Consider the following 13,610-nt stretch of genomic DNA (forward strand, 5'->3'; position numbering starts at 1 on the left):
AGGTAAAAAATGGATGGAAAAGCCAGCAAGGAGGTGGAACAGGTGACAAATTGTTTAGACAGCAGATTAAATAGGCAATTGAATATCCTAGAAATATTATGGCAGGGACGCTGGCTGACAGGAAGCGAATTGGCAGAGAAAACAGGCAGTTCGGAAAAAACGATTCGAACTGATATTGCGATGATCAATGGTTATCTTTCGCCGATGTCTATTGAAACATCACTTAAATGGGGCTACTTTTTGAAAAAAGACCGCTCCTTGCCGAAATCACATCTCTATTCTTCTATTTTAAAAGAGAGTCCAGAATATACATTGCTTGAACTTCTTTTTTTCTCACCAGGGATCACTCGGCCGGAATTGTGTGACCAGCTGTATATTTCCGAGACACAATTGGGCAGATGGCTGACAAAACTCAATCGCTATTTGCAGCCGTATGACTTTCAAATCAGTACCGATTTAACATATAAAGGAGAGGAGCAAAGAATTCGAGATTTTTTTGCTTGTTTCTTGAATGAAAAATATGGAGCAGCTGAACAGCGTTTCGACTCTCTAAAAACCGATTTGATCGATCAGTTGATAAAAAATTTCTTGAAAGAAACAGCTATTTTATCCTTTATCCATAACAAACAGCACCTTTTTATAGGAAAGCTGAAATTTCAGCTTTTGGCACGAATCGAAAGAATCAGACAGAGACATGAGGTGCAAAAACCATTGATCGTTTTTGATTTTTCATCTTTGCTGGTGTCAGATAAATTTTATGAACGATTTTATCGTACTTTTGGTATCGGTTTGACTAATGATGTTTTGTACCAGCTCTTTTATGAATTTTTTTCTCCGCTGACACTTATAGCTGCACCGCAAAATGATCGATATTCCGACCTTGAACAGTTGCGAGCGCTGATTGAAACGGCAATTAGGACGATTGAAGAAAGCTATCATATAAAAGCGGAACACAGCAGCCAGCTTGTGCAAGATATCTATCTTAGTTTAGTACAGACCAGTTTTCCGACACATATTCTTCATCATAAAAAGAAAGAATTTTTTGAAGCTTTCGTGGTGGATGATCCTGAATTGGCCGCTTTTTTGGAAAATCAGTTCACCGAGATTTGCGGCAGACTCCCTTTAACGAAAAGCCAGCGGGAAGAAAACGCATACCAAGGAATTTTTGAACTGCTGACTGCTTGGCGAGATCTTAAGAGGAATGTGAAGAATCCTGGGATGGTCGTTTCAGCCGTGCTGTTTCTAGACACTACCTATGAGCACATGTGTATGTTTAAAGAAGAAATCGAGATGCACTTTCGTAATAAAATCAAGGTGGACTTGGTTTCGCCGCGGGATCAATTAAAAGAATACTCTTTTGAAAAGTACGACTGCATCTTAACAGATATCTTGTTTGAAACAGAAGGGAATGTGCCGATTATCGGAATCGCTGATTATTTGGATGAAGAGACGATCACCAAACTTCTGGGCGTTATTCATCAGAAAAGAGAAATGATACAAAAAAAGCAGCGGATTTTGTCCTTTAGCATAGATATGACCGATCAGCAAAAATTACCGTTTGAAAGGTAAAAGTTGGTTGGTGTTCCTATGTTTTCGACTGATAGTATTGTATTGAGGGGAAATGCAAGGGGGTGAAATGTGTAAACATGGATTGATGTTTCTCTTTTGTTATGGCTTGAGAGTGAAGCAATGGCTTACTTCAAGAGATAACAAGCTTTAAGAACTAGTATATAGAGAAGGAAAAGTCCATCACCTTCATGATTAATACATATTAATAATGAAGTTTTTCCTGCTAAGCAAGTCTTGAGCTTGAGATTTTATAATCGGTTTCTTTAGTTAAAGAAGCCATCGATTACTGTACTTACAAAATATATTGTTTTAATTGGAAAGAGGAGAGAATAGTTATGTTGAAAAAATTACTTATCAGTTCATTAGTTTTAAGCGGTATCGCGGTGGCGCCGACAGCTGTCAGTGCTTGGACCCCAGGTGTTCCAGATCCTAATACGCCAATTAAAAACGTTGAGCGTGAAGACTCAGCTGACATCGAAGTAAGCGGCTGGATCGGCGAATGGGATGACACTGACATTGAAGGACCTGGACCGATCGATCCGGAAGATCCTTCGAATGTCAACGTTACGATCCCTGTCAGAGTATTTTTTGCAAATAGTGTAGACGAAGACGGAAATCCAGTACCGGAAATCATTTCGCCGCTATATACGATCAGCAACAACTCGCAAACACATGCATTGAGTGTTTCTATCGATGAGTTTTCTTTAACGAATAATGTACCGATCCGTCAGCACTTGTCGATCGTTCCGACGCGAGAAGCAGGTGTTACATTGCAGACAAGATCAGATTCGTTTTTGAATTCTAGACATTTTTTTACAAACGTACAAAGCAATACGGCAAAAACATTCTCATTCGAAGGGCAGATCGACCGTGCATCATTCCCAGCTTTGGGAACACCGGCATTACGTCCTACTTATAATTTGAAATTCCATTTTGCTGCCGTTTAAATAAACACAAAATGAAAACAACGCTGCGGCTGCATGTTTGAAAGACGATTTTCTCTCCTGTTCTGATGCTGTCAGATAGGCTTTGGGGCAAATCGACAAGAAGCATGCTGCCGCAGCAGTATTATTGATGAAAGTGGAGAGTTGGATGGATAAGTCAAACACAACAAAGAAAAAACGAAAATTGATGTGGTTCGTTCTTTTGATCTTCGCCGCGGTTGCAGGATACTTTATTTTTCAATCGTTGGAAGAACCGCCAAGAGTCATCAGCGGATTGCCTGATATCGATCAAAATTTAGAAGCAATGACTGATGAAGAGACACTTGCTTTGATGCAGGATGAGGTAGATCAAAACAATATCCAGGTAAATCTGAAACATGAGATCCAAGTCACAGAAGATGGAGTGGCACGAATCGATGTACTCAATCAGCCGACGAATGCCTACAATGTTCAAGTTGATTACATATTAAAAGATGGGAATCGGAGAGTCTTTCGTTCAGGATTGATTCCGCCGAACAACCAACTGCTTGAAGCAGAATTGACAGAGGAATTAGAAGCAGGTGAACACGAGGTAACGATTTACTACAAGATTTTTGATGAGGATCAAGAAATCAATACAGCGACATTTGATGGTGTGTTCTTAGTTGGTGATTAGATTTTTCTAGTCATCAATTAAGAAGTTTTTATGGGTAGTACATAACATTGATATACATAGAATAAGAATTGTTTATTAAAAAACTTACATAAAAAGGAGAACGCTGTCATGAATAAACATTTGATAAGATTTAGTATTTTTTTCTCGTTGTTGTTTGGTGTATTAGCAGGAAGTTCTCAAGTGCATGCAGGATTTAATAATCGAGATTGGACAAACAGCCGTGGGAACAGCAGAAACTGGATGGCAGGACTCCGTGATGATGTCAGAATGTCCCAACTCTCTATTCCAGGAACACATAATTCTGGGGCAGATCACGGGATTCCTCAAGTTCGAACACAGTCTACAAGCATTGCTCGTCAATTGAACAATGGTCATAGACTTTTGGATATACGTGTGCGGGAAACAAATGGTGTATTTGCTATCCATCATGGAGCAGTCTACTTAGGACAGATGTATGGAGATGTACTGAATACAGTAGGGAATTTTTTGCGGGCAAATCCAAATGAAGTCGTATACATGCGCTTGAAACAAGAACATAGTGCGGTATCAGATGCAGTATTTAATCGTGTGCTAAATGAACGATATTTGAACGATCCTAGATGGCGAGATTTTTTCTATTATGCAAATGGCAATAACAACCCAACCTTGGGGCAGACACGCGGGAAAATCGTCATTTTACGAAACTTTTTAGGGAATAGCGTAGGTATCCCTTATCCTGCAGCTTTTAATATCCAAGATAATTGGAATGTTAGTAGGTTTGGTGTTAAACGGCAGGCAATCCACGGACAAATGATCAACTCCAGAAACAGCTTAGGAGAGAATGGCATTACTTATATCAACTTTACAAGTGCTGCGCATGTGTTGACTCCACCTATCAGTTTTGCTCGAGAATTAAATGGAGTTGTTCTTAATCATATGATTCAACGATATAGAGGGCATATGGGGATGGTTGTCACTGATTTTGCAAATGAAGCATTTGTCAACTCGATTATTGATTTAAATCAACGTTTACGGGTAGGCGCCAATATGAACGCACTATTCAATGGTTATCGCGTGTCGATTCAAAGTGTGATGGATCCTTGGCAAGTTGTAGATTGGCGTCAACAAAGTTCAAATAATAATGCTGCTATGTTCCGTAATCTAGGTAGGAGGAACCAAAAATGGTATTTGGATCATATAGCTGGAACTAATAGATATCGAATCACTAGTGATGCAGATGGGAATCGTCGTTTAGCAGTTACTGGAAATAATGTAGTAGTTTCTAATCTTACCAATGAATCTGCACAATGGGAAATAGTCAGGAACGGCTGGCATACGAATGGTACGGTAGTCTTCCTTAGAAATGTAGCAAATGGAAATGTATTAGATATTGAAGAATCAGTCCTGCCCTACGGTAACTTAATCACCCATCCTCAAAAAAATACGAATAATAATAATCAACGATTTATCTTGCACATTGAAGGAAGAAGATAAGTAAAAAAAGACCTCGCTATCGATAGATAACGAGGTCTTGATGTTTTATTTTAAAAAGGCTTAGTACCAGCCGTTTGCCATCCAGAAAGCTTGCGCTGCTTCCCAAGAGCCGTAACGAGAGGTAACATATTGATCAGCAACACGTTCTTGGTTTGCTGCAGAGTAGTCGCCATTTAGGTAAGAAGAGTCTAATTGGTAACGACCAACGTAGCGTCCGTTAGTTGCTGTGTAAGAACCGCTTGATTCTTTTTGTGCGATCCATTCTTTCGCAGAGTTTGTAGTGCTTGCTGTAGCAGTAGTTTCTGTAGCAGCTGCTGCAGTCTCTGTCGTCGTTGTTGTTTCAACAGTTTGAGCTGTTTGAGTTTGTGTTGTTTGTTCCGTTTGTACTGTTTCAGTTTGTTGTACAGGTGCTGCTTGTTGTGTTTGCGCTTGAGCAGGAGCTGCTTGCGCTGTGTCACCTGTAGGAATTGTCAATTGTTCGCCTACGTAGATCATGTTGACATTTCCGATTGAATTTTTTTCAGCGATTTGTTGGACTAATTCATTGCTGCCAGCAAATTTGTTTGAGATTGTAGATAATGTATCGCCTGATTGTACTGTGTAAGTTGTATCAGCGAATGCAGAAGTTCCTAACATAAATGCCGCACCAGCAGCCAAAGTTGTTCCAAGTAGTAAAGTTTTAAGTGATTTCATGAATGATCTCCCTTTAAAAAAGTTTTTGTCTTTCTTTCAACGATGCCTACTTTAACACGTGAGAATATTTCATGGGTGAAGGTTAGATGACAGTTCGTAACAAAATGAAGTGTTTTATGACAAACTTATTAACGGACGTATTTTGAAATTGCTGGAAAGTGCATAGAAATAGGAAAAGTACCTTTTTTGTAAAGGTGAAAGATAACCACTGAAACTATCAATTTTTATTTTCAATTGCTTTATCTTTTCTTAATATTTATAGAGAAACCCTTGTAAATACTGACTTTTGGATAAAAAAATTATTTTTACAGTATATAACTTAGTTGAAGGTTGCTGGAAAAATAAATCGATTTGTTTCTGAGAAAGATAGTCGATCATAGAAAAAATACGTTATTTAAGGCCTGTGATTTTTCTTTTCAATCTTGACACTAATTCAAAATATCGATATTATTAATTTGTTATTTCTTTTTAAAAAAGCAGACGTGATGGAACGGCAGACATGCAAGATTGAGGGTCTTGTGAGCGTATGCTCGTGTGGGTTCAAATCCCATCGTCTGCATCAAAAAACATCTTAAAATGATGTGATAAAAGTGGAAAAACCCGGTTATCCGGGTTTTTCCACTTTTATGTTTTATAAATAGAAGATTTTGTATTCAGTGCTTTTTAGAAAGAATATTCATTGAATGTTGTTACTATCTTATTGTACAATTTTTCAACATTCAGCATACCGTAATCTTTTTTCGAAATAGCAATAACTGGTGTTTGGGGAAATTTTTGTTCGATCTCCTTTTTTGCATAGGCAAAAGTAGGGGTTAACAAAATGAGATCAGCTTGATCACCATATTGATTTATTTTATTTGAATCCTGCGTTTCTATTGAAATATGCTGTCCATTTTTCTCCATAAGCAGTGCAAGCTTTCTATTTAACGCTTGCGTTTGTAAAAGACCCTCATCTGTAACAAAGCTGAAGACGATATCAAAAATAATTACTTTTTTCATTTGCTGACGTCCTTTCACTCTAGAAAAAATAAGCTTTTCTTTTTCAGTATATAATAAAGCGGTTTCTTTATGGAGGATAAACAGAAAAAATATAAAAATATTCTTTTATCCAGCAGAACGTGTCAATTTTCTTATACCTTCACGGAAATTTACAGAATTCGGTGGTATATTTTTTTAGAATAGAGTATTATATGGAATAATCAAGTATCTTGAAGATAAACAACAGAAATTTTCAACTTTTTGAAATGAGGGATCGGCTAATGAAGAGTTTTGAAAAATCCAATAAATTAGAGGGCGTAAGTTACGATGTTCGCGGCCCTGTTTTAGAAGAAGCAGATCGAATGCAAGAAGAAGGAATCAGTATTTTAAAATTGAATACTGGTAATCCCGCGCCTTTTGGTTTTGAAGCACCAAATGAAGTGGTACGCGATTTGATCATGAATGTCCGAGAATCAGAAGGCTATTCTGATTCAAAAGGTATTTTTTCTGCCCGTAAAGCAATTCAGCAATACTGCCAATTGAAAAAATTTCCAGATGTTTCACTAAACGACATCTATACAGGAAATGGTGTGAGTGAATTGATCAGCATCTGTATGCAAGGATTATTGAACAACGACGACGAAGTCCTTGTCCCAATGCCTGATTATCCGCTATGGACTGCCTCTGTTTCTTTGGCTGGCGGTACTCCTGTTCATTATATCTGCGATGAACAAGCGGAATGGTATCCAGATATTGATGATATCAAGTCAAAAATCACAAGCCGAACCAAAGCAATCGTTATCATCAATCCAAATAACCCAACTGGTGCACTTTATCCAAAAGAAGTTTTGGAAGAAATCGTAGAAGTAGCTCGTCAATATGACTTGATCATTTATTCAGATGAAATCTATGATCGGTTAGTCATGGATGGTTTGGAACATATCCCGATCGCTACGTTAGCGCCTGACCGTTTTGTCGTAACGTTGAGCGGTCTGTCAAAATCCCATCGTGTTGCTGGTTTTAGAGTAGGCTGGATGGTCTTGAGCGGGGATAAATCCCGAGTGCAAGGCTATATCGAAGGTTTAAACATGTTGGCATCGATGCGTTTGTGTTCAAATGTCTTATCGCAGCAAGTCATCCAAACAGCGCTAGGCGGCTATCAAAGTTCCGATGAGCTTTTGCTTCCAGGCGGACGTATTTATGAACAAAGAGAATATATCTATAATGCAATCAATGATATCCCAGGACTTTCAGCAGTCAAACCAAAAGCGGCGTTTTATATTTTTCCGAAAATCGATACCAAACGTTTCAATATTTTAGATGATGAAAAATTTGTCTTGGATTTCTTGCATGAACATCATGTATTATTAGTTCACGGCGGCGGCTTCAACTGGCACCAGCCGGATCATTTCAGAATTGTTTACTTACCAAAAATGGATGATTTGAAATTGATGACAAATAAAATGCGCCAATTTTTATCGACGTATAAACAAAGGTAAGCATTCAAAAGCAGAACAATACTTTTTTGTTATTGTTCGTTTAAAATCAGGAGCGTCTGGATCTAATCCAGTCCTCCTTCTTTTTTTGCGAAAATAACATTGCAATATAAAGCAGGAGTTTCTTGAAGTTTCTAAATCAGTAAAGTAAAATATTACATAATGCGAATTTGCATATTTTGGGAGGCTTACTATGAAAACGTTCATCGATTCATTTGGAACGATCATTAAAACGATTCGAAAAGAACGACAAATGACGCAAAAGATGCTGTCGCAAGATATTTGTTCTCAAAGTGTTCTTAGCCGGATCGAAAATAATGAAGAGTTGCCCAATGTTGTAGTAATGGCACAGATTTGTCAGCGTTTGGGCGTGACGATCGATCAAGTCATGTCTTTATCGAATAAGGATATCCGAGGGAGTTTGAAACAGTTTGATCTGTTGGCATATTATTTCCGCAAGCGAGATTATCGAAAGTTGGAACAATTGCTGAAAGAACCGGAGATCATTGACAATCTTTTTTTGGAATCAGATTATCAGCGTTATTATTACTATTTGGGCACTTGCGAATTCGAATTATATGAAAATCTTTCTGATGCAATCTGTTATTTGAAACAAGCACTATCTTATTCTAGCCACATTGATAAGATATATGCTTCTGATATCGAGATCCAGCTGATCAGTTGTATCGGCAAAATTTACGGCGCAGCTGGAAAAACGGGAGAAGCTCGTTATTATCTTAATCGAAGCACGCAGCTTTTTGAACAGTTTGCTGAAGAACGTACAACAATCGAACTAACACAGATTTTTTTCAATCATGCCGCTTTTTTACTGGGGCAAGAAGAACATGAAGAAGCACTGGCTCAAATCGATCAAGGAATCCAATGGGCACAAGAGAAAAACAGCTATTATTATTTAGACGATTTATTTTTACTGAAAAGTCATGTTTTTGACCAGAAAGGTGACCAATCGAAAGCTGATTTTTACTTTGAATTGGCTCAATCTGTTCAACGGATCTCAAAAAATTCATAAATGGTGTATACCATTCTTGACTTCTTTAAAAAATAAGAGTACCTTAGGGATAGAAAAACCAAAGGAGCGAATAAAATGAAAACTTTTATCTACGCAGACAAATTCTTCTTAAAATCAGGAGTGAAAGAAGCAGGTTATCTTGAAGTCACAGACGGACTGTTTGGCGACTATTCAAAAGAACTTCCTGATAAAAAAGCAAAAGTAATCGATCAAACCGGTAAATGGATCGCGCCTGGCTTAGTTGACACGCATATCCATGGTTTTATGAATCACGATGTAATGGATAATGACGCAGAAGGTATCAAAGTAATGTCTGAAGGTCTTCTTTCTTGTGGTGTTACTTCATTCTTGCCTACAACATTAACTTCAAGTAAAGAACGCTTGAAAGATGTGGCTGAAACAATCGGAAAAGTACACCATGAGGTAACTGGTGCGAAAATCAAAGGAATCTACTTTGAAGGACCATTCTTCACTGAAGAACACAAAGGCGCACAAAACCCAAGCTACTTTGGCGATCCTGACTTGGACACTTTCAATGAATGGCAAGAAGCTTCAGGCGGTATCATCAAAAAAATCGCTCTTGCTCCAGAAAGAAATAACGTTCAAGAGTTTGTTAAACAAGTGACAGATGAAGGTGTTGTTGTAGCTCTAGGACACAGTAATGCAACATTGGAAGAAGCACAAGGAGCTGTTGAAGCAGGAGCAAGCGTTTTTGTTCATGCATTTAACGGGATGCGCGGATTGAATCACCGTGAACCAGGAATGGTCGGCGCACTTCTTTCATTACAACATGTCTATTCTGAATTGATTTGCGACGGACATCACGTTCATCCAAATGCTGCAGAAATCTTGATGGAAAAAGCTGGACACGAACATGTAGCATTGATCACTGACTGTATGATGGCTGGCGGAATGCCTGACGGAAACTACAATCTAGGAGAATTCCCAGTAGTAGTGAAAGACGGAACAGCTCGTCTAGAATCTGGAAACCTTGCAGGAAGTATTTTACGTCTGAAAGAAGCAATCAAAAACGTTGTTGACTGGGGAATCGCAACACCAGAACAAGCAGTTATGATGGCAAGCCTTGTACCAGCAATCAGCTGTAAAATCGACGACAGCTGCGGAATGATCGCAAAAGGCCGTGATGCAGACTTTATCGTATTGAACCCTGATATGACTTTAGAAGCAACTTATTTAGATGGAGTGGAACGTTACCACGCATAAATCTAAGCTTTAAAATATCTTGTAATAAAAAAGAGATCAGCAGAAATCTGCGGGTCTCTTTTTGTGTTATTTTTAGATATAACGCGGCAAGATCTCTTTTACTCGCTGCAATCCTGTCTCTAGAATCTCTAGTTCATTGGAAGAAAGGGCAAGTCTGATAAAAGGATCTGTTTGTTTTTGCGTAGTGAAACGATCAGAATGATAGACACGAACGCCGTGCTGCAAAAAATCTTCTTCAATACGAGTATGTGTGAATTCGCTTCGAACAGGAATATTTCGATAGTACGGTAAAGGATTCGAAGGACGCGGCAGTTCAAAGAGTTGATCGAATAATTGATTGGCTTCTTCCGTCAAAAATGCTTTCTTCTCTAAGATTTGTTGAGAAACAGGAGACTGTAAAAGCTGCGTGATCACTTCTGTATCAAAGCTGGATGTTTTTACGTTGATATTGAAAAGACTGCGTTGAATCAACTGGCGCACCTTTTTTGGGAAAACTAAATAAGCAACCCGCAATCCAGAACAAAGGAATTTTGTCATCCCCGCCAAGTAAAGTGTTTGTTCAGGAAGAAATGCTTGAAAAGGAGGAATGACTTTTTGTTGATGATAAGTCGTTAAAAAAGAATGGATGTCGTCTTCAATGATCCATAAACCTTCTTTTTCAAAGACAGCAGCTAATTCTTTTCTTCGTTCTAAACTGATTTGAAAACCAATGGGATTGTTGCAAGAAGTCATGACAAAAACACCTTGGATGTCTTTTTTTCGGCACTCGCTCAAAAGAAAATCAGGCAGCATTCCTTCTTCGTCATAATCGATCGGCACTAATTCAATATGAAGCAAGGCAGCCAATTCGATAAAATTAGCGTAAGTATAGCGATCAATCGCGATTCGAGAGCCAGGAGCGAAAAGGGCAGTCAGCGCAAGAGCAAGACCATTTTGGACCCCAGAAACGACAGCAATCATTTCTTCTGTCGCAAATACACCTTGTGTTTTCAGCCATTTCGCTGCAATACTAAGCTGAAAAGCAGTGCCGGATGGTTCCTGATAGCCCAAAAGCCCAGGCATGTTCGGCATTTGACTGACCATGTTCAAGAAAGGAAGGACAAGTTGATTGCACTCCTCAAACGAACTAACTAAACCTAAGTCAATGATATGACCTGCAACGCCTTCCGTGGAAATCGTGATGGAATCCAGCGCATTTTGAGAAATATAGGTTCCGCTGCCGACATTGGTATACAGCAGTCCTTGTTCGATCCCGTATTTATAGGCTTGGCCAACAGTTGTAAAGTTGATATCAAGATAATCCGCTAGTTCTCTTTGGGAGGGCAGGCGGATATTTTTTTGTAATTTACCAGCTAAGATATCTTCTTCTAATTGCTGGATCAGTGATTTGTAAATAGGACGTGTCAATTTAGTTTTATCAGGCCGCCAAGTCAGCGGATAGTTTTCATAAGAATTGATTGGCATGAAATCCCTCCTAAAAATTATAACCCATACAATTATATCATTGAATGATTGGTTTTGTGAGTATAAGATAACCCTATTGGAGGGAAGTACAATGAAAATCATACCATTTGATGAAGTTATCGAACATTTGTCCTTCGAGCAGGCAATCCAGACAATGAAAGCTTGTTTTTTTGATTATCAAAAAGGACTGATTTCTCAGACACCAAGAAAAGTTGAGATTTTGCCAGATGGAGCAAATCAGAATATTTTTGCGATGATGCCGGCTTATTTAGGAAAAGAGCGAGTATTTGGTGCAAAAATGATTACTGCTTTTCCAGAAAATCGACGATATGGACTGCCTTCGCATCTAGGAGAAATCCTCTTATTCGATTCAAGAACAGGACAACCACAAGCTTTGATCGATGCAAATGCAGTGACTTGGATCCGTACAGCAGCAGTGAGTGCACTAGCGACAGATTATCTGGCAAAGAAAGAAGCACAAAAATTGGCCTTGATCGGTGCTGGGCAGCAAGCTGTCTCTCACTTTGAAGCAATCCGCTGCGTAAGAGAACTGAAAACTGTATTTATTTATGACATCAATCAAGAAAATGCAGAGAAGCTGGCCAAACAATTAGGAAAAAAACATCCTTTTGTGACGTTTACAGCTTGCCTGTCTGTGAAGGAAGCTGTTGCTCAGGCAGATATTATTTGTACACTAACACCAAGTAAAGAGGCCTTTCTAAAGAAAGAATGGGTACAACCCGGCACACATATCAACGCAATTGGTACATTTACACCAGATACACGTGAAATCACTACGGAGTTGATGTGCGGCAGCGCTATTTATGTTGACGATTATGAAGCTGTACTGAATGAAAGCGGGGACCTCTTGATTCCTATGAATGAAGGACGTTTGTCGGAAGAGGATATTCGCGGGTCTTTAGGCGAATTAGTTGCAAAACAAACGCGAGGCCAGCAATTGCCAGGTCGGCAAACTCCAGAAGAAATCACGTTATTTGATGCTGTAGGTTTAGCTGTAGAAGATCTCTGCTGCGCAGAATCGATTTGGAACAAAGTGAAAGGAAGATAAAAAATGATCTATTATGTTGTAGATGCGTTTACTGATACATTATTTGGCGGAAATCCGGCTGCTGTTTTTGTCATGGATAAATGGCTCGACACAGAATTGATGCAAAAAATAGCGATTGAAAATAATCTGTCCGAAACAGCTTTTGTCGTAAAAGATGGCGAATCTTATGATCTTCGCTGGTTTACACCAGAAAGAGAAATTGATTTATGCGGTCATGCGACGTTAGCAGCTGCATTTGTCTTGTTTAACTATTACGGCGTTTCTGAGAAAACAATCCAATTTTTATCACAAAGCGGCGCCTTGTTTGTGACCAAAAAAGAAGACGTTTATTTTATGGATTTTCCAAGTATTTTACCAGAAAAAACAGCGATCCTTCCTGAGTACGAAGCAGCTATCGGTGCGGAGATCAAGGAAGCATATCTTGCACGAGATTTATTTTTCGTATTGAAAGATGAAAAAACAGTTGCTGAATTAAAGCCAGATTTTACTCAACTGAAGCATTTTGAAAAAGGAGTAGGCGTGATCGTCACAGCAGAAGGAACGAAAGAAGATTTTGTATCGCGTACCTTTTTTCCAAAACTAACGATTGATGAAGATCCTGTTTGCGGTTCCGCACATTCAAATCTTATTCCTTACTGGGGGCAAAGAATGAAGAAAAACAGCATGGATGCAAAACAATTATCTGCTCGCGGCGGACTTTTGAGATGTGAACTTAAGGAAGACCGTGTCATCATTGGTGGGAAAGCTGTTTTGTATGCAAAGGGAGAAGCCTTTATTTAAGCATTTCCTTCTATTATATAGATACACGAATTGTTATTCTTTAAAAAAACAGAATCGCGAGATGACTTTTTCAGCAGAGAAGCACCCCTGAAAAACAGCCATGTCGCGATTTTTTATTGTTGAGCGGAAGAAACAAATTTTTTTCGACAGATGCACAACTTTTTAGAAAAGCGCTACCAAACAAAAGAAAAACGGATTTAATTTTACTATAATTCTCTTTGTTTGTAATGTCTAT

At 38.7% G+C, this 13,610-nt stretch carries 12 protein-coding genes and 1 tRNA gene; 10 read left to right on the top strand and 3 right to left on the bottom strand.

The features are described from left to right. Positions 1-42 precede the first annotated feature (42 nt). The 4 genes from IGI64_RS05135 (at position 43) to IGI64_RS05150 (ending at position 4,641) form a co-directional block, all read left to right on the top strand. Positions 43-1,569 (top strand): helix-turn-helix domain-containing protein, encoded by a 1,527-nt coding sequence (locus IGI64_RS05135; protein ID WP_430596478.1) that lies wholly within the window; start codon positions 43-45, stop codon positions 1,567-1,569. A 335-nt stretch (positions 1,570-1,904) separates the two neighbouring features. Continuing rightward, entirely contained in the window at positions 1,905-2,516 is a 612-nt protein-coding gene (locus IGI64_RS05140; RefSeq protein WP_429939726.1) for a hypothetical protein, read from the top strand. A 145-nt stretch (positions 2,517-2,661) separates the two neighbouring features. Next, entirely contained in the window at positions 2,662-3,168 is a 507-nt protein-coding gene (locus IGI64_RS05145) for a hypothetical protein (protein WP_429939727.1), read from the top strand. A gap of 108 nt (positions 3,169-3,276) precedes the next feature. Next, entirely contained in the window at positions 3,277-4,641 is a 1,365-nt protein-coding gene (locus tag IGI64_RS05150; RefSeq protein ID WP_429939728.1) for a phosphatidylinositol-specific phospholipase C domain-containing protein, read from the top strand. Positions 4,642-4,701: 60 nt separating this feature from the next. On the opposite strand, the gene IGI64_RS05155 is transcribed toward IGI64_RS05150, so the two are convergent. Next, positions 4,702-5,334 carry a LysM peptidoglycan-binding domain-containing protein gene (locus IGI64_RS05155; RefSeq protein WP_429939729.1) on the bottom strand — a complete coding sequence of 211 codons (633 nt, stop codon included), beginning with the start codon at positions 5,332-5,334 and terminating at the stop codon, positions 4,702-4,704. Positions 5,335-5,810: 476 nt separating this feature from the next. Between IGI64_RS05155 and IGI64_RS05160 the strand changes: the two genes are divergently transcribed. Continuing rightward, positions 5,811-5,893 (top strand) — tRNA-Leu (locus tag IGI64_RS05160). A 104-nt stretch (positions 5,894-5,997) separates the two neighbouring features. Here IGI64_RS05160 and IGI64_RS05165 read toward each other — a convergent pair. After that, entirely contained in the window at positions 5,998-6,333 is a 336-nt protein-coding gene (locus IGI64_RS05165) for a hypothetical protein (protein ID WP_429939730.1), read from the bottom strand. Positions 6,334-6,593: 260 nt separating this feature from the next. On the opposite strand from IGI64_RS05165, the gene IGI64_RS05170 reads away from it, so the two are divergent. From IGI64_RS05170 to nagA, 3 genes are all read left to right on the top strand, one after another. Further along, on the top strand, positions 6,594-7,811 hold the full coding sequence (locus IGI64_RS05170; protein ID WP_429939731.1) for a pyridoxal phosphate-dependent aminotransferase: 1,218 nt from the start codon (positions 6,594-6,596) through the stop codon (positions 7,809-7,811). 190 nt (positions 7,812-8,001) lie between these two features. Then, complete coding sequence (locus IGI64_RS05175) at positions 8,002-8,838, top strand: helix-turn-helix domain-containing protein (RefSeq protein ID WP_016625363.1); 837 nt, start codon at positions 8,002-8,004, stop codon at positions 8,836-8,838. 75 nt (positions 8,839-8,913) lie between these two features. Next, positions 8,914-10,062: an N-acetylglucosamine-6-phosphate deacetylase gene (gene nagA / locus IGI64_RS05180; RefSeq protein ID WP_429939732.1), complete on the top strand. Its 1,149-nt coding sequence runs from the start codon at positions 8,914-8,916 to the stop codon at positions 10,060-10,062. Positions 10,063-10,134: 72 nt separating this feature from the next. On the opposite strand, the gene IGI64_RS05185 is transcribed toward nagA, so the two are convergent. Further along, entirely contained in the window at positions 10,135-11,526 is a 1,392-nt protein-coding gene (locus tag IGI64_RS05185) for a PLP-dependent aminotransferase family protein (RefSeq protein ID WP_429939733.1), read from the bottom strand. 91 nt (positions 11,527-11,617) lie between these two features. Here IGI64_RS05185 and IGI64_RS05190 point away from each other — a divergent pair, with 91 nt between their 5' ends. Continuing rightward, a complete protein-coding gene (locus IGI64_RS05190) occupies positions 11,618-12,595 on the top strand; it encodes an ornithine cyclodeaminase family protein (protein WP_429939734.1) in 978 nt (325 codons plus the stop codon). 3 nt (positions 12,596-12,598) lie between these two features. Further along, positions 12,599-13,375 (top strand): PhzF family phenazine biosynthesis protein, encoded by a 777-nt coding sequence (locus IGI64_RS05195; RefSeq protein ID WP_429939735.1) that lies wholly within the window; start codon positions 12,599-12,601, stop codon positions 13,373-13,375. Positions 13,376-13,610 lie beyond the last annotated feature (235 nt).

It is taken from the genome of Enterococcus sp. DIV0210g (assembly GCF_050559705.1).
GTDB lineage: Bacteria > Bacillota > Bacilli > Lactobacillales > Enterococcaceae > Enterococcus_B > Enterococcus_B faecalis_A.

Bases quoted from the DNA above. Each gene is read 5' to 3' on its own strand.
- IGI64_RS05140 (WP_429939726.1), top strand. From the start codon at position 1,905: ATGTTGAAAAAATTACTTATCAGTTCATTAGTTTTAAGCGGTATCGCG.
- IGI64_RS05145 (WP_429939727.1), top strand. From the start codon at position 2,662: ATGGATAAGTCAAACACAACAAAGAAAAAACGAAAATTGATGTGGTTC.
- IGI64_RS05150 (WP_429939728.1), top strand. From the start codon at position 3,277: ATGAATAAACATTTGATAAGATTTAGTATTTTTTTCTCGTTGTTGTTT.
- IGI64_RS05155 (WP_429939729.1), bottom strand. From the start codon at position 5,334: ATGAAATCACTTAAAACTTTACTACTTGGAACAACTTTGGCTGCTGGT.
- IGI64_RS05165 (WP_429939730.1), bottom strand. From the start codon at position 6,333: ATGAAAAAAGTAATTATTTTTGATATCGTCTTCAGCTTTGTTACAGAT.
- IGI64_RS05170 (WP_429939731.1), top strand. From the start codon at position 6,594: ATGAAGAGTTTTGAAAAATCCAATAAATTAGAGGGCGTAAGTTACGAT.
- IGI64_RS05175 (WP_016625363.1), top strand. From the start codon at position 8,002: ATGAAAACGTTCATCGATTCATTTGGAACGATCATTAAAACGATTCGA.
- nagA (WP_429939732.1), top strand. From the start codon at position 8,914: ATGAAAACTTTTATCTACGCAGACAAATTCTTCTTAAAATCAGGAGTG.
- IGI64_RS05185 (WP_429939733.1), bottom strand. From the start codon at position 11,526: ATGCCAATCAATTCTTATGAAAACTATCCGCTGACTTGGCGGCCTGAT.
- IGI64_RS05190 (WP_429939734.1), top strand. From the start codon at position 11,618: ATGAAAATCATACCATTTGATGAAGTTATCGAACATTTGTCCTTCGAG.
- IGI64_RS05195 (WP_429939735.1), top strand. From the start codon at position 12,599: ATGATCTATTATGTTGTAGATGCGTTTACTGATACATTATTTGGCGGA.